This is a genomic window from Herbaspirillum sp. GW822-FHT03A08 (assembly GCF_058801885.1).
In genome coordinates, this window is the sequence record NZ_JBXANR010000001.1 from 921,735 (window position 1) to 937,473 (window position 15,739).

Annotated in this window: 18 protein-coding genes and 1 pseudogene; 8 read left to right on the forward strand and 11 right to left on the reverse strand. The window is 58.2% G+C overall.

Annotation, left to right across the window (positions count from 1 at the left end; translation table 11 throughout):
• Nucleotides 1-15: 15 nt before the first annotated feature.
• From AC1RN6_RS04225 to ugpQ, 5 genes are all read right to left on the reverse strand, one after another.
• A complete protein-coding gene (locus tag AC1RN6_RS04225; RefSeq protein WP_493003258.1) occupies nucleotides 16-567 on the reverse strand; it encodes an NUDIX domain-containing protein in 552 nt (183 codons plus the stop codon).
• Between the two features lie 3 nt (nucleotides 568-570).
• Nucleotides 571-3,195, reverse strand: a complete 2,625-nt coding sequence (gene alaS / locus AC1RN6_RS04230; protein WP_493003259.1) for an alanine--tRNA ligase — start codon at nucleotides 3,193-3,195, stop codon at nucleotides 571-573.
• A gap of 263 nt (nucleotides 3,196-3,458) precedes the next feature.
• On the reverse strand, nucleotides 3,459-3,677 hold the full coding sequence (locus AC1RN6_RS04235) for a hypothetical protein (RefSeq protein WP_493003261.1): 219 nt from the start codon (nucleotides 3,675-3,677) through the stop codon (nucleotides 3,459-3,461).
• A gap of 175 nt (nucleotides 3,678-3,852) precedes the next feature.
• The gene (locus AC1RN6_RS04240) at nucleotides 3,853-4,413 is read right to left on the reverse strand and encodes a hypothetical protein (RefSeq protein ID WP_493003263.1); all 561 of its coding nucleotides are present in this window, start codon (nucleotides 4,411-4,413) and stop codon (nucleotides 3,853-3,855) included.
• A 59-nt stretch (nucleotides 4,414-4,472) separates the two neighbouring features.
• A complete protein-coding gene (gene ugpQ, locus AC1RN6_RS04245; protein ID WP_493003265.1) occupies nucleotides 4,473-5,234 on the reverse strand; it encodes a glycerophosphodiester phosphodiesterase in 762 nt (253 codons plus the stop codon).
• Between ugpQ and AC1RN6_RS04250 the strand changes: the two genes are divergently transcribed.
• The 3 genes from AC1RN6_RS04250 to AC1RN6_RS04260 are packed head-to-tail and all read left to right on the forward strand — an operon-like array spanning nucleotide 5,233 to nucleotide 7,594.
• Nucleotides 5,233-5,673 (forward strand): 2TM domain-containing protein, encoded by a 441-nt coding sequence (locus AC1RN6_RS04250; protein WP_493003266.1) that lies wholly within the window; start codon nucleotides 5,233-5,235, stop codon nucleotides 5,671-5,673. The two genes, ugpQ and AC1RN6_RS04250, sit on opposite strands and share 2 nt — an antisense overlap.
• Complete coding sequence (locus tag AC1RN6_RS04255; RefSeq protein ID WP_493003268.1) at nucleotides 5,670-6,764, forward strand: sensor histidine kinase; 1,095 nt, start codon at nucleotides 5,670-5,672, stop codon at nucleotides 6,762-6,764. Before AC1RN6_RS04250 ends, AC1RN6_RS04255 begins: the two co-directional genes overlap by 4 nt.
• 14 nt (nucleotides 6,765-6,778) lie before the next feature.
• Nucleotides 6,779-7,594 carry a LytR/AlgR family response regulator transcription factor gene (locus AC1RN6_RS04260; RefSeq protein WP_493003269.1) on the forward strand — a complete coding sequence of 272 codons (816 nt, stop codon included), beginning with the start codon at nucleotides 6,779-6,781 and terminating at the stop codon, nucleotides 7,592-7,594.
• A gap of 19 nt (nucleotides 7,595-7,613) precedes the next feature.
• On the opposite strand, the gene AC1RN6_RS04265 is transcribed toward AC1RN6_RS04260, so the two are convergent.
• The 3 genes from AC1RN6_RS04265 to AC1RN6_RS04275 form a co-directional block, all read right to left on the reverse strand.
• Nucleotides 7,614-8,078 (reverse strand): DUF2269 family protein, encoded by a 465-nt coding sequence (locus AC1RN6_RS04265; protein WP_493003271.1) that lies wholly within the window; start codon nucleotides 8,076-8,078, stop codon nucleotides 7,614-7,616.
• 184 nt (nucleotides 8,079-8,262) lie between these two features.
• Nucleotides 8,263-8,715 (reverse strand): hypothetical protein, encoded by a 453-nt coding sequence (locus AC1RN6_RS04270; RefSeq protein WP_493003272.1) that lies wholly within the window; start codon nucleotides 8,713-8,715, stop codon nucleotides 8,263-8,265.
• Between the two features lie 83 nt (nucleotides 8,716-8,798).
• Complete coding sequence (locus tag AC1RN6_RS04275) at nucleotides 8,799-8,927, reverse strand: hypothetical protein (protein WP_007876107.1); 129 nt, start codon at nucleotides 8,925-8,927, stop codon at nucleotides 8,799-8,801.
• Between the two features lie 232 nt (nucleotides 8,928-9,159).
• On the opposite strand from AC1RN6_RS04275, the gene AC1RN6_RS04280 reads away from it, so the two are divergent.
• From AC1RN6_RS04280 to AC1RN6_RS04300, 5 genes and pseudogenes are all read left to right on the forward strand, one after another.
• On the forward strand, nucleotides 9,160-10,914 hold the full coding sequence (locus AC1RN6_RS04280; RefSeq protein ID WP_493003275.1) for a glutamine--tRNA ligase/YqeY domain fusion protein: 1,755 nt from the start codon (nucleotides 9,160-9,162) through the stop codon (nucleotides 10,912-10,914).
• Nucleotides 10,915-10,976: 62 nt separating this feature from the next.
• Nucleotides 10,977-11,300 carry a hypothetical protein gene (locus AC1RN6_RS04285; protein ID WP_007876104.1) on the forward strand — a complete coding sequence of 108 codons (324 nt, stop codon included), beginning with the start codon at nucleotides 10,977-10,979 and terminating at the stop codon, nucleotides 11,298-11,300.
• Between the two features lie 77 nt (nucleotides 11,301-11,377).
• A complete protein-coding gene (locus tag AC1RN6_RS04290; RefSeq protein WP_050477909.1) occupies nucleotides 11,378-11,887 on the forward strand; it encodes a DUF1993 domain-containing protein in 510 nt (169 codons plus the stop codon).
• 272 nt (nucleotides 11,888-12,159) lie between these two features.
• Nucleotides 12,160-12,345 (forward strand): annotated as a pseudogene (locus tag AC1RN6_RS04295) (hypothetical protein); the annotation flags it as partial.
• Nucleotides 12,344-12,616, forward strand: coding sequence for a hypothetical protein (locus tag AC1RN6_RS04300; protein WP_493003522.1), 273 nt, complete (start codon nucleotides 12,344-12,346; stop codon nucleotides 12,614-12,616). The pseudogene AC1RN6_RS04295 and the gene AC1RN6_RS04300, both read left to right, overlap by 2 nt.
• 69 nt (nucleotides 12,617-12,685) lie before the next feature.
• Here AC1RN6_RS04300 and AC1RN6_RS04305 read toward each other — a convergent pair whose 3' ends face one another.
• The 3 genes from AC1RN6_RS04305 to AC1RN6_RS04315 form a co-directional block, all read right to left on the reverse strand.
• Nucleotides 12,686-13,699 (reverse strand): transporter, encoded by a 1,014-nt coding sequence (locus AC1RN6_RS04305; RefSeq protein WP_493003277.1) that lies wholly within the window; start codon nucleotides 13,697-13,699, stop codon nucleotides 12,686-12,688.
• Nucleotides 13,700-13,814: 115 nt separating this feature from the next.
• Nucleotides 13,815-14,051 carry an EexN family lipoprotein gene (locus AC1RN6_RS04310; protein ID WP_493003279.1) on the reverse strand — a complete coding sequence of 79 codons (237 nt, stop codon included), beginning with the start codon at nucleotides 14,049-14,051 and terminating at the stop codon, nucleotides 13,815-13,817.
• Between the two features lie 312 nt (nucleotides 14,052-14,363).
• Nucleotides 14,364-15,659: a solute carrier family 23 protein gene (locus tag AC1RN6_RS04315; protein ID WP_493003280.1), complete on the reverse strand. Its 1,296-nt coding sequence runs from the start codon at nucleotides 15,657-15,659 to the stop codon at nucleotides 14,364-14,366.
• Between the last annotated feature and the right edge of the window lie 80 nt (nucleotides 15,660-15,739).

The window sequence follows — 15,739 nt, forward strand, 5'->3', positions numbered from 1 at the left end:
GTTGTATTTCGCGCACTAAGGTTGTGCAGGAGAAACTAGCGGAGTGGATGAACCTGCAAATTCGACAAACTGCACCGGCAAGTCGTGACGCCGCATCCAGTCCGCCACCGCGTATCCCGTTCCTGCCGGCCAAGGCCGCAAGTCCGGCGGCGCCACCAGGCGGTACTCCAGCAATTCCGGAGACAGCTTGATCTCGCCCGTCGCCTTGACGTGATACGCAATGATCAATTCATTCTTGCGCATGAACTCGTAAACGCCGATCAAGGTAATTTGGTTGGCATCGAGATTGGTTTCTTCTTTGATTTCTCGCGCGATGCCTTGTTCCGGAGTTTCATCCCGCTCCATGAAGCCGGTAATCAAGGCAAACCGGCCTTCCGCCCACGCCGCATTGCGCGCCAGCAACATCTTGCCGTCGATTTCAACCAAGCCCGCCAGCACCGGCAAAGGGTTGTCCCAATGTGTCCAATGGCCTTCGGGACAGGCAAGCCGGAGCTTGCCCGCCTCTTGTTCGTCTGCGCGCATGACCAGCGATGCAGCACAGACGGGACAGAACTTGAAATCGCTCACAACTTATGCCTTGCTGCCGACCCATGCCGCGACGCCTTCCAGCGCCTTGGGCAAACCACTCGGGTCGGTGCCGCCGGCTTGCGCCATGTCAGGACGTCCGCCGCCCTTGCCGCCGACCTGCTGTGCAACAAAGTTGACCAGATCGCCGGCCTTGACCTTCGCTGTTGCATCTGCAGTCACACCCGCGATCAGGCTGACCTTGCCGTCCTTGACCGAAGCCAGAACGATGGCGGCGGTTTTCAGCTTGTCTTTCAGCTTGTCCATGGTCTCGCGCAGCGCAGTGACGTCGGCGCCTTCCAGCGTGGCAGCCAGCACCTTGATGCCGTTGACGTCGACAGCTTGGGTCAGCAACTCGTCGCCTTGATTAGCAGCCAGCTTGGACTTCAATGCGGTCAACTCTTTTTCCAGCGACTTGACGTGATCTTGCACCTGGGCAATACGCGTAATCAACTCTTCCGGCTGCGCCTTCAATGCCGCAGCAGCTTCGTTGACGCGGTTGCTGAGCGATTGCACCAGCGCCAGCGCGTTTTCACCGGTAACGGCTTCAACACGACGGATACCTGCCGCCACGCCGCTTTCGGCCACAATCTTGAACAGGCCGATATCGCCGGTGCGCGACACGTGCGTACCGCCGCACAGTTCACGCGAAGAGCCGATCGACAGCACGCGCACTTCGTCGCCGTATTTCTCGCCAAACAAGGCCATCGCACCTGCGCTGACGGCATCGTCGAAGCCCATCAGTTTCGCTTCGGTAGCTGCATTGGCGAGGATTTCGCGATTGACGATTTCTTCGACACGACGGATTTCTTCGGGGGTGACCGGCGCATTGTGGCTGAAGTCGAAACGCGTCTTGTCGGCATCGACCAGCGAACCCTTTTGCGCCACGTGGCTGCCCAATACTTCGCGCAGTGCTTTGTGCATCAGATGGGTTGCCGAGTGGTTGCGCATGGTTTGCGCGCGTTGCTTTGCATCAACCTTGGCTTCCAGCGTGTCGCCCACCGACAGCGAACCCTTGATCAGGCTGCCGTGATGGCCGAATACTTCCGGCTGGATCTTTTGCGTATCGGCGACGGCAAACAGTGCGCCCGACGATTCCAGCACGCCGGCGTCACCCGCCTGACCGCCGGATTCAGCATAGAACGGTGTCGTATCCAGCACGACGATAGCATCCTGGCCGGCTTCGATCTTGGTGACGGCGCTACCGTCGACGTACAGGGCAACAACCTTGGATTGCTGCGCCAATGCGTCGTAACCGACGAACCTGGTCTTGTCGCCGCTGTATTCAATACCGGCAGCCATCTTGAATTTACCGGCGGCGCGCGCCGTCGATTTCTGGCGTTCCATGGCGGTCGCAAAACCGGCTTCGTCCAGTTCGACATTGCGCTCACGGCAAATGTCTGCAGTCAGATCCAGCGGAAAGCCATAGGTGTCGTACAGCGTGAAAGCCGTCTCGCCATCGAGCTTGGTGGCGTTCTTGGCCAGTGCTGCTTCGAGGATCTTCATGCCGTGTTCCAGCGTCTCGCCGAAACGCTCTTCTTCTTGCTTGAGGACTTGTTCGACACGCGATGCGGCTTCCGGCAACTCCGGATAGGCAGCGCCCATCTCGGCGACCAGATCCTTGACCAGCTTGTAGAAGAACGGCTGGGTCTGGCCCAGCTTGTGCCCGTGGCGCAGCGCGCGGCGGATGATACGGCGCAGCACATAGCCGCGGCCTTCATTGCCGGGAATCACACCGTCGACGATCAGGAAAGAAGTCGCGCGGATGTGATCGGCGATAACCTTCAGCGAATTGTTTTCCAGATCCGTGATGTTGGTTTCGCGTGCAGCGGCCTTGATCAGGCGCTGGAACAGGTCGATCTCGTAGTTGCTGTGCACGTGCTGCAGAATCGCAGCCAGGCGCTCCAGCCCCATCCCGGTGTCGACGCACGGCGCCGGCAGCGGTGTCAGCGTGGCTTCGCCGGTCTTCGGATCGATCTGGCGATCGAACTGCATGAACACGTTGTTCCAAATTTCGATGTAGCGGTCGCCATCCTGCTCAGGGCTGCCCGGAGGACCACCCCAGACGTCGGGGCCATGGTCGTAGAAGATTTCCGAGCAAGGACCGCAAGGGCCGGTGTCTGCCATCTGCCAGAAGTTGTCGGAGGCATAAGGCGCGCCCTTGTTGTCGCCGATGCGCACAATGCGCTCTTTCGGCAGGCCGATGACCTTGTGCCAGATATCGTAGGCTTCGTCGTCGGTTTCGTAGACGGTCGCCCACAGTTTTTCAGCCGGCAGGCCGTAGACTTTGGTCAGCAGCTCCCAGGCCCAGACCAGCGAGTCGTGCTTGAAGTAATCGCCGAAGGACCAGTTGCCCAGCATTTCAAAGAAAGTATGGTGACGCGCGGTGTAACCCACGTTTTCCAGGTCATTGTGCTTGCCGCCGGCGCGCAGGCAGCGCTGCACGGACGTGGCGCGCACGTAGTTGCGCTTGTCGGTGCCGAGGAACACGTCCTTGAACTGCACCATGCCGGAATTGGTAAATAACAAGGTCGGGTCGTTGCCCGGCACGAGGCTGGACGAACGGACGACGGTATGTCCCTTGGATTCAAAGAATTTCAAAAACTTGTCGCGGATTTCGGCTGAGTTCATGTTCGAGGACTGTAAAGAAAACGGTGCAAAAAAGATGTTGCGAACCGATGATTATACGTGATAAGCCCTATCGCAATCATGGTCTGCAACGCGCCTGCTGCATGTCTCGGTGTGCAAACGCAAATACGGACGTAAAAAAACCCGTTCGGATCGCTCCAAACGGGTTAATGGTGATGTCAACCTGCAACCTGAATCAGACCGGCCTCGCTTCCTTCCGACCTGGCCCCATCATGGCTTGCTTGGCTAAAACCCCCTCCGGTAAATCAGGCGCCTTGATACAGCTTGCTGTTCTTGCTCTTCTTGGCGTGTTTCTTGTGCTTTTTGTGCTTCTTAGCGTGTTTCTTGTGCTTGGCGTGTGCTGGCTTTGCTGCCGGCGCAGTTGCTGCCGGAGCGCCCGGAGCTGCTGCAGGAGCGTTCTGAGCCAGAACAGGCATTGCGAAAGCGGCGACCAGGACTGCTGCCAGTAATTTATTCAGTTTCATCTTTTTCCTCTTAAGTTGGTTCATTACAAGTGCGCTGACGATTTGTTATCCAAGATCCGCCACGTCATTTCGGCGAATCCGTTCTGACATACGACCACTTGCGCCTGTTTAACGCTGTGCTTTCGATTCGCGTTGACACATTTTAAGCGTTGCACACGCGCCGTCTATTCAGGAATTACCTGATGTATTTCACCGCAGTTTTGCGGACCGGCTCCGGCTTCTTGGTGGCAGTCTTGTTTTTCTCCGCCTTGTCCTTCAGCTTTACCGGCTTGCCCGACTTACCTGGCTTGGCCGGCTCGCCCTTCACCGCTGCGTGATGCGACTTGGCTTTGGCCTTGCTCGTGTCGGCGTGACGGTCAGTCTGGCCGTGCTTGGCATGCGGACTGGTCAGATGCTTGACAGGGACCTTGCTTTTTTTCTTGGCGCCCTTCGCAGTTTTACCCGTTTTTACCGGCTTGGCGGCATACGCCTTCTTGGCGGTCGATTTTGGTGCACTTGCGGGAGCCACTACTTTAGGCGCCGTTTTTGCCGCAGCCTGATCGTTCCGTTGCTGCAGGATTTGCGCTTCACGTACGGTCAGCTTGCCGGCCTTCAGATCACGGACGATGGCGTCGTCGGTATATTTGTGCTGGCTGTTTCCCTGGGTGTTTCCCTGTTGTGCGCTGGCGTTGCCGGTGATGGCAATGGTGATCGCGGCCGCAGCCGACAGCATGCAAAGCATGCCCTTGGTTTTCATGATTACTGCTTCCCTCTATGTTTCGTCTTTTTGATTATTTCGGTGTTTCGATGATCTTTTTATGCCGGACCGATCAGGTCGATACGATCCGTGCAAAATCCATCCACACCCCAGCCCAGGATTTCTTCTGCACGCGCCGGGTCGTTGACGGTGTAGCAGAATAAACCATATCCGCCTTGTTTCACTGCCCGCGCCAGTTCCGGCGTCAAATTCTTGTGGCTGGTATGCAGCGCCACTGCATCCAGCGCCTGCAAGCGCTGTTCCCAGTCAGCAGGAATCTTGTCGACCAGGAAGCCGCGCGGGATATCCGGTGCCGTCCGCTTGGCCGCCATCAGCGCATCGAAAGAGAACGAGGAAAATAGCGGCAAGCTGCGATCGTTCTGCCCCGGCACATGCGCCGCGATTTCACCGGCAAAAAAACGCGCTACTGCCTCGCCGGCAACTTCGCCGGTGCGTACCGCATAGGCTTCACCGGCCGGCTTGATTTCGATGTTCATCCAGATGCCGTTGCTGCGGCAAAACTCCAGCACCTGCGCCAGCGTGCAGACCGGCTCGCCGGCGTATTTCGGACTGTGCCAGATACCAGCATCCAGCTTCTGCAAATCCTGCAGCGTGTGTTCTGCGATCTTGCCCTCACCCGGCAGCGTACGGCCAAACACCGGATCGTGCATCAGGATGGCTTGCTCGTCGCTGGTCAGCATGACGTCAAATTCGACCGCCCTGAATCCATACTCCATGCCGCAGCGGAACGCCGCCAGCGTGTTTTCAGGCGCGAGTGTACCGCCGCCGCGATGTGCTGCAACTTTCGGATAAGGCCACATGTTTTTCTCCGTGCAAAAATTTATTGCCGCCATTCTATGCCGAGGCGCACAGCTTCGCAGCACTTCATCCTTCGATTTTGACGCTTCATCGCAAACTGCTGTCTCCGTCTATGTGGATGGCACACCATGTCGTTACGCCTGCAACGAGGAAATCATCATGTCTCCATCTCAGTCGCCGTCCGATCCAGCCCTGGTCCAGGCTACCCGGCGCGTCGAGCGTAAACTCGGCTTCTTCGCCCATCTTGGGGTCTATTTGACGGTCAACACCGGCCTGATCACCCTGAACCTGCTGCACACGCACACGCCGTTCTGGGCGGCCGGGCCGTTACTGGGGTGGGGAATCGGGTTACTATTTCACGGCTTGAAAGTATTCATGCAGTTGCCTCCGGCATGGAAGCAACGCATGATTGAACAGGAATTGAGAAATCACCGGCAATGACCACGAACGCAACAACCATCGCTTCACGCTTACCCCTCATCGTCCCGGAGCTGCTACGCGGCCTGGTGCCGACCATGCTCATCAATCTGCTGTGTGCAGTGGTGGTGACCTACCTCATGCATATCGGCGCCGGCTTTACCGAGAACCTCATATTTTCGATATGCATCGGCACAACCGCCATGGTCCTGATCGATTGCGGCCGTATTTTTTTGTGGGGCAAGGACGAACCGAATAAGGCCGGCTTCTTCATCATGCTGCTGGTTTTTGCGCCGCTGTCATTCTTCATCGGCAATATGATCGCCAACGTTCTGCTCGGCCGCCCGGTGCAGGCGTTCACGCCGAACCAGGCCAACAACGCCATCGGCGTTATCGTCCTGATCTTGCTCGCCTGCGTCGGCGCGACGCTGTTTTACTGGAATCGCGAAAAAATGGCGGCGCTGGAAGCGCGCAACGTCATCATCGAAAAGCAGGCCGTCCAGGCGCAATTGCAAATGCTGCAGGCGCAGATCGAGCCCCATATGCTGTTCAACACACTGGCGACGCTGCAAACCCTGATTTCCACCGAACCTATCCGCGCCCAGCAAATGCTGGATCAACTGATCCACTACCTGCGCGCCACGCTGTCGACCTCGCGCAGCACCCAGACCTCGCTAGGGCAGGAGTTCGAACTGACCAAGGCCTACCTCGGCCTGATGTCGCTGCGCATGGGCTTACGCCTGACCTACAGCCTGCAGTTGCCGGATGAACTCAAGTCCACACCGATTGCCCCGATGCTGCTGCAGCCGCTGGTCGAGAACGCGATTCGCCACGGCCTGGAACCCAAGGTGGAAGGCGGCGATTGCACCGTGCGCGTCAATGTCCATGACGGCATGCTGATCGTGAGCGTATTCGACACCGGCATGGGACTTAATACCTCCACCAGTTACAACAAGCCGGAAAGTATCCACCTCGGCCTGGAAAACATTCGCGCCCGTCTCGATGCGCTGTACGGCCCGCTGGCCGAGTTGACACTGACGCACAATATTCCTGAAGGCACGGTGGCGCAGATCACCATTCCGCTGGCTGCGCTGGATCCCAACCCGGGACGATAAGAGAATATGCCGCGATGATCACGCCTGCCGCCCGCGCCCTGATTGCCGAAGACGAAGCCCTGCTGGCTGCCGCCTTGTCCGCCAGCCTGCAACGCCTGTGGCCGGAACTGGAGGTCATCGGCGTCGCCGCCAACGGCATCGAAGCGGTGGATCATGCGCTGGCGGCACAGCCGGACATCATCTTCTTCGATATCAAAATGCCCGGCAAAAGCGGGCTCGAAGCCGCGCGTGAACTGGCGGAAGAATGGCCGGATCAGCGCCCGTTTCCAATGCTGGTGTTCGTCACGGCCTATGACGACTACGCGGTGCAGGCTTTCGAACATGCCGCCATCGACTATGTGCTCAAACCGGTCAACGACGAACGGCTGGCAAAAACCGTCGAACGCCTCCAAGCCCGGCTGGCGCAAAGCGGCAAGGCAGGCAATATCAGTGAGGAAATGGAACGCATGCTGCAGCAGCTGCGCAGCATCGCACCCAACCTCGCGCCGGCGCCGGCAGCACAGGAACGGCTGCGCATGATACGCGCCGCCGTCGGCAATCAGATCAAACTGATTCCGATTGAAGAAGTGATTTATCTTGAAGCCACCGACAAGTACGTCAACGTCGTCACTGCCGACAGCGAATCCCTGATCCGCACCAGCCTCAAGGAATTGATTCCGCAACTCGATCCCGACCAGTTCTGGCAAATCCATCGCGGTACGGTGGTCCGCATCGCACAGGTGCAGTCGGCGCAGCGCGATGAAGCCGGCAAACTGTCGCTGCGCCTGCGCTCACGCCCGGAAACGCTGGCCGTCAGCCGCCTGTTCGCGCATCTGTTCAAGCAGATGTAACTCTCCCCACAGACCGGCCTCACAGCGGCTTGACTGTCATCAGATACAAAATCGCCAGCGGCAACAAGGTCGCGACGGAACCGGCCACGGCCCAGATCGCCGACAGCCGCCAATAGCGCGCCGGAATCTGCGCCTCGCGCGGCAGCGGATACAGCAAACGTGCCTGCGCTCTTTGCACCGGAATCAAGACCCCGACCCAGAGCAAGCCCGTGACCACGAACAACCCATAGGCCCAGCGCAACCAGGCAGCCTGCATCATTCCTCCTTCCGGCGCCGCCATCGCATGCCCGGCCGCCGCCAGCAACACGATGCCGCCAAAAGTGAAAACGACGTCGGCCCAGTTGGTGACGCGCACCGCAAAACGGATCACGGCCAGCTCGCGCGTGCGGTCGGCCAGGATTTTCCAGAAGGCGGTGACGATGATGTTACCGAGAAAGAGAACAACGCCGAGCAGATGCAAGGTTTTAAACAGGCTGACTGACATGGAATTTCTCCGGTTAGAAACAGGAGGCCAGTATCTTCAGCCCTTCTTGCGACGCCAAGCAGAATGCGACGAAATGCTGTGATCGGCGGATGAAACGGCGTTGCGGCAGAACGCGCGGAAGCCGCACAAAAGAAAGCCCGCCGGTCGACACACGGCGGGCGCTGCAGATGTTTTGTAAAAAAATCTAATACCCGGCGTCGCGGATTGCATCCTTCGTCGCATGCAACGCCACGTCGATATGGCGCAAGGCATCCCGCTGCAGGCCACGCACGCGCGGATCATCCTCTTCACGGGCGAGGTCCTGATGCGCCTTTTCCAGCGTCGCGACGGCATCGTGCAGGCGGCCGCGGCGATCAGGATGCGCATCGGCGCGTTCCGGCCGGAACATATCCTTGCCGACATCCAGGCCCAGTTGCGTCACGTCGCGCCCGGCCAGATCGATTTCCCGCAGGGCGATCTGCTCGCTACGCCCCATTTGCCAATTATCGCCGGGACGATGATCGATCAGCCAGCGCGCCTGATCCAGATCAGCCCTGGCGTGCGCATAAAAAGGATGGCGTCCGGGTTCTTCGGCATGCGCCGCCGCAGCGGCAAACGCCGATGTACCCATCGCCAATGCCACCAATGTATTTTTCATGCTCATTTTCATTATTGACTCCCTGCTGTGAATAAGCTGCCGCATTGCCTGGCGTTGTCCCTGCCGGTACGGCGGCGTCGTGATTAACGGCCGTAATAAGGATCGTGGCGATAATAGCCACCGTGCGGCGGACCGACCGGCACAACGATGCAGGCAGACAGAGTGGTGGCTACCAGCACGCCTGCGATGGCGAGTTTAATCAGTTTTTTCATGACGTCCTCCTTGGACTTGGGAAACTTGACGATGAAGCACAGCTTGCCCGCAAAGCGAACAACGAGGTAATTCCCATCCGTATCAGGTGTAATCAATTATTTCTGCCCCGATTTAGACAAATCTGCCCTCCGCCCCCGTTTCCTGCCTCCATAGCCGCCGGGAAACCCGTTCAATATCGGCGCGCTGCGGTAAAATGTCTGTCTATATAAATATGTCTCCCTCAAAGCATCCATGAGCAACGAACTGAAAAACGGTCACACGCCAGCACCATCCACCAATTTCCTGCGCGGCATCATCGAAGCCGACCTCGCTTCCGGCACCTATGCCGATCGCAGCGACAAGCAGGGCCAGGCCTTGCCGCAGGTAGTGACACGTTTTCCACCCGAACCCAACGGTTATCTGCACATCGGCCACGCCAAATCGATCTGCCTGAACTTCGGTCTGGCGCGCGACTACAACGGCCGCTGCCACCTGCGCTTCGACGACACCAATCCGGAGAAGGAAGACCAGGAGTACGTCGACACCATCATCGACTCGGTCAAATGGCTGGGCTTCGACTGGGACCATAGCGGCCAACCGCATCTGTACTACGCCAGCAATTACTTCGACGTCATGTACGCCGGCGCGCAAGCGCTGATCCGCAAGGGTCTGGCTTACGTCGATGAACAAAACGCCGATCAGATGCGCGAAACCCGCGGCACGCTGACCGAGCCAGGCACCGACTCGCCGTGGCGCAACCGCCCTGCCGACGAATCGCTGCGCCTGTTCGAAGAAATGCGTGACGGCAAGCACGCCGACGGCACGCTGATCCTGCGCGCCAAGATCGACATGGCCAGCCCCAACATGAATTTGCGCGATCCGGCCATCTACCGCATCCGCCACGCCACTCACCACAACACCGGCGACAAGTGGTGCGTGTACCCGATGTACAGCTACGCACATCCGATCGAAGACGCGCTGGAAAACATCAGCCATTCGATCTGTACACTGGAGTTCGAAGATCAGCGCCCGTTCTACGACTGGGTGCTTGAACGCCTGGCCGAAGAAGGCTTCTTCAAGAAACCATTGCCGCATCAATACGAATTCGCGCGCCTGAATCTGACCTACATCATCACCAGCAAGCGCAAGCTGAAACAGCTGGTAGATGAAAAAATCGTCAGTGGCTGGGACGATCCGCGCATGCCGACCATCGTTGGCCTGCGCCGTCGCGGCTACACGCCGGAAGCGATCCGCCTGATGTGCGATCGCACCGGCGCTTCCAAGAACAACAGCTGGATCGACTACAGCATCCTCGAAGGCGCGCTGCGCGACGACCTCGATCCGAAAGCACCGCGCGCCGTCGCCGTGTTGCGTCCGCTGAAGCTGATCATCGACAATTTCCCTGAAGGCCAAAGCGTCGAGTGCAGCGCACCGGTCTATCCGCCGGCACATCCGCTGCATGACAGCGAGCACCGCCTGTTCCCGATTACAAAAAACCTGTGGATCGAGAAGGAAGACTTCATGGAAGTGCCGACCAAGGGCTACTTCCGCCTCTTCCCGGGCAACAAGGTGCGCCTGCGCTACGGCTATGTGGTCGAGTGCACCGGCTGCGACAAGGATGCTGACGGCAACGTCATCGCCGTGCATTGCAACTACTTTGAAGACAGCAAGAGCGGCACGCCCGGCAGCGCGAACTACAAGGTCAAGGGCAACCTGCACTGGGTCAGCGCCGATCACGCGCTGGAAGCTGAAGTGCGCCTGTACGATCGTCTGTTCACCGACGCCCATCCGGACGCCGGCGGCAAAGACTTCAAGCTGGCCTTGAATCCGAACTCGAAGGAAGTCATCACTGCCTACCTGGAGCCGACGCTGAAGACCGCCGAAGCGGGCGCGATTTATCAGTTCGAACGCCACGGCTATTTCGTCGCCGACCGCGTCGATTCGACGGCAGGCAAACCGGTGTTCAACCGTGCAGTAACGCTGAAAGACAGCTGGGTCGCAAAGTAATTATTCCAACAATATTCTTCACGCCGGCACTGAAAATAGCGCCGGCATTTTTATGCGGGTCAATGATGTTTGAAACAATGGAAATCAAGCGCTTCTCCTTCGGCACGGTCTACAAGATCCTGGCGATCGCTTCGGGGTTTTCGATGGTGCCGATCTCAATCCTGATGGGCCTGTTCGCCTTCTTCGGCGCCGAAACCATCGTCTGGAACGGCCAGCACCTCACCGGCCTGATGGGGCTGATCGCTTCGCCCTTCGTCGGCATCATGCTGGCGCTGATCTTCACCGGCTTCCTCGGCACGCTGTTCGCTTGCGGCCTGTGGCTGTACTCCAAGTTTCGCCCGCTGGAAATCGAGTTTCAAAAAAGCGAATTTCAGAAATACTCATAATTCAAAGCACGACTGCATCGCCTGCGTAAGCGCACCATGCGCTTACCGGTACTCAGCAAATACACCAAAGGAAAATCATGACCATCTCTTACTACGCCGCTTCCGTCCCTGTTTTCAAGCAAGCACTGAACGCGCTCAAAGACATCCTCAAAAAGGCTGAAGCGCACGCCACTGCAAAAAGCATCGACGCCGACGTTTTCCTCAAAGCCCGTCTGTTCCCGGACATGCTGAACCTGACCCGCCAGGTGCAGATCGCCGCCGACTTCGCCAAGGGCGTTCCTGCGCGTCTGGCCAATGTCGAGGTGCCGCCGTATGAAGACAACGAAGCCAGCTTCGCCGACCTGCAAGCGCGTCTGGACAAGACTATTGCGTTCATCGACGGCTTGAAGCCGGAACAATTCGAAGGCGCCGAAGGCCGTGAAATCGTGCTGCGCCCAGGCACGCCGAAAGAAAAACGCTTCACCGGCGAAGCCTACCTGCTGCACTACGGCGTGCAACATTTCTTCTTCCACGTCACCACGGCGTACGACATCTTCCGCCACAACGGCGTGGAAATCGGCAAGGGCGATTACATCGGTACCTACTGATCTTCCTGTAGAAAACGTCCGCTGTATGCAGCGGGCGCTCAGATAGAGCTTGGAATATTAAAAATCCTTCCGCTGGTATGTGCGGAAGGATTTTTTTTAGTCGAATAAATCAGGAGCGAAGATAAAGAGGAACATACTTGTCGCCACTAATGCCTGATCACGTTGCGCCTGAAGAACCGGCGAAGTCAAATGTAATCAAATGCATCATGGCGTTGGCGAACAACAAATTATCGGTATAGTCCGATTCTCTCAAAATCGAAAAAGGTCATCAGATGAAACGCTTTTTCTACGCTTCCGCACTCGCCTTCAGTTGTCTCACGGCATTCTTGCCCGGCCAGGTCGCGGCACAGGTCAGCGTCAGTATCAACATTGGCACACCTCCTCCCGCGCCACGCTATGAAGCAGCTCCTCCGCCGCGCAGCGGTTATATATGGGCACCCGGGTACTGGAACTGGGATGGGCATCGCCATGTATGGGTGCAGGGACACTGGGAACGCATGCGCCGCGGTTACGAGTATAACCGCCCCGAATGGCGCGAAGGACCTCATGGCTGGGAGCTGCATCGTGGTGGCTGGCGCCGGGGTGAAGAACAATATCGCGAACATCGCAACCATGATCGTGACGACGAACCGCGCTATCACTGCCCACCGGGGCAAGCAAAAAAGGGGAATTGCTGATCCGGAAATCATCAGCCGGCAATGCGTCGGTTTGATCGCACAAAGCGCATAGCCGCGCTTTGTGCAGTTTTCCGCCGTGGCTTCGGATGTGATGAATATTATTTGACGAAATTACCCGCGATCACCAGATCTTCAGCCATTTCAGCAAGCCTACCGTCGCTACGCCAAGGCCGATCATCACCCACATCACCATGGTGAACGAAGCTTCGTCATGCAAACCCGGCAAGCCGGCGACGTTCATCCCGAAGATCCCCGACACAAGCGTCGCAGGCATCAGCAACGCAGTCAGAATCGACAGCGCCATCAGGTTGCGGTTCATCTGTTCCGACATCTGCGAGGCGATTTCTTCCTGCAGCAGTTTGGCGCGTTCATACAGCGCCTCCAATGTCAGGTGCAACTCATTGAGTTCATCCAGCGCATGGTTGAGTTCTTCCAGCGCCGCAGTCGGCACCCACGCCGGACGCAGGCGATTGAGCTGATTCAGCAGGCGCCGTTCCGGCGTGATGTGACGGCGCAATTCCGCCAGTTGACGCCGGATCGCGCTGAGCTCGGCACGGTCTTCGGGACGGCGATCCGACAACACCGATTCTTCGATGTCGTCCACCTTGTCATTCAGCGAGGCAACGCGCGCGTCAAAGCCATCGGCCAGGCAGCGCAGCAGCTCGGCAAACAATTCCATCGGATTATCGAACAGTGCACCGTCGAGCACCTTCTGGCGCAGCATGTTGGTAGAGCACAGCGGCTGCGTGCGCAGCGTCAGCAGGCGATTGCCGTCGAGGAAAAAATGCAGCGCGCCTTTTTCGGTGCCGGTGTCGCCGATTTCCATCTTGAGATCGGCCAGCGTGCCGTAGGCGCCATTGGCGGTGGTATGCAGACAAGGGTGGGTGTCGCTGCTGAGCAGGAATTCCGCGATATGTTCGGGAATCTCGTCGCTGGTTTCCATCCAGTGGCGCACCTTGACGTCGGCAGTCTTGACGTGCAGCCAGCTGAATGCAGGAGAGGCGACTGTGCCGGCCAGGACTTCATGCCACTTCAGCGGCGTGGCGCGCCCTTCATCGAAACGAAATGCACAGATAAACCCGGCTGGCTCGTAGAGCAGATGTAAAGCCTGAGGCGTTTCTGGGGGATTATGCATGGCGCGGCGTACTCCACAAGGAAACGCCGGATTCTACCGACCGACTTTGACAGTTTTGTGACAAGCCCGTTGCAAACCGGCAAAGGCGTTCAGGCGGCCCGCCGGATTGGCAGCATCAGTAGTTGTAATTGCGATTGGCGTAGGCGTCGCGTGCTGCGTCGCACTGTGCGACTTTAGCCTTTTCCATACCGGAAGTGCCGTTCAATTGGCACTGGTCAGCAACCGACTTGGCTTCGTCGATATGCTGGCGGAAATAAGCATAGTCCTTCTTGCCGGCGACAGCATCGCAACCGGACAGCAGGGGGGCGGCGATGCAGAGCAAGGCCAGAGAATGTTTGAGAGCGGTATTCATACGGCGTATTCCTGTTTTTTGAGTGATGACGGCCGGCGTTGTTGCAATCGCTGCAAATTACTGACTGCCATGCATCGCAGTCCCCTTCCCGGGCCTGATTCGACGCAATGCAACTGCAACACGTGAGTATAGTAAGTCCGCAAAAATTGCTCAATGGAAATCTGGCAAGTTTCCGCGCTTAAATCAGTTTAAAACCGCAAGATGAACCCTTGATGACGTATCCGACAGCGCCGCGCAAGAACAATAGCAAAAAACGCGACCGTCGGGCCGCGTCTTTTGGCAAGTCATTTACTTGTCGTTCAGACAGTGCAATCAACCGCGCTTTCTCAACAAGGCATACAGGATGATCGCGCCAAAGGTGGCGGTACCGATGCCGCCCAGTGCGAAACCGCCCAGCTTCAGCGTAAAGTCGCCTGCGCCCAGCACCAGCGTGACAGCCGCCACGATCAGGTTGGTGTTGTTGGAGAAATCGACCTTGTTCTCTACCCAGATGCGCGCACCGGATACGGTGATCAGGCCGAACACCACAATCGACACGCCGCCCAGCACTGCGCCCGGGATGGTCAGGATGACTGCACCAAACTTCGGCGAGAAACCCAGCACGATCGCGATCACCGCCGCCACCACGAACACCAGCGTCGAGTAAATCTTGGTGACCGCCATGACGCCGATGTTTTCTGCATAGGTCGTCACGCCCGTGCCGCCCACGCTGCCCGACAAAATCGTCGCCAGGCCGTCGCCGATGAAGGCGCGTCCCATGTACTTGTCCAGATTCTGGCCGGTCATGGCGCTGACCGCCTTGATGTGGCCGAGGTTCTCCGCCACCAGGATGACCGCGATCGGCGCCAGCAAGGCCATCGCATCCATCTTGAACACCGGCGACGCAAACGTCGGAATACCGAACCACGCCGCATTGGCGACGCTGCTGAAATCAATCGGTTTGCCCAGCCCGGCGCCGTTGGTCAGGATCGCGTAAATCACGTACGCCAGCAGCAAGCCGATCAGAATCAGCAGACGCTGCACCATGCCGCGTGTGAACACCGCAACCAGGCCGACGCACAACACCGTCCCCAGCGCCATCCACGCGTCGAAGTTATTGCCGGTCACGCCCTTGACGGCGATCGGAGCCAGGTTCAGGCCGATCACCGCGACCACCGAACCGGTGACCACCGGCGGCATCAGGCTTTCGATCCAGCGCGTGCCGATGGCACTCACCAGAAAACCGATCAGCGTATACACCACGCCGCACGCAACGATGCCGCCCAGTGCGACGCCCAGGTTGGTATTCGGACCATGTCCGCCATAGCCGGTGACGGCAATCACCAGACCAATGAAGGCGAAGCTGGAACCCAGATAGCTTGGCACGCGGCCGCCCACCAGCAGGAAGAACAGCAAGGTGCCGACACCCGACATCAGAATCGCCAGGTTGGGATCGAAACCCATCAGCAAGGGCGCCAGCACGGTAGAGCCGAACATCGCGACCACGTGCTGCACGCCCATGGCAACGGTCTGCGGCATCGGCAGACGCTCATCGGTTGCGATGACCTGACCGTGTCCGTCCGAGGTGCTGCTGCGCACGCGCCATTGTGGAAAATAAGAACCTGCCATGAGTTTCCTTCCGGATGTTATTGGAACGCGCCGCCATGGCCATCAAGGCCGCAGCACGTCTCGTATCTTGTTATTGAATG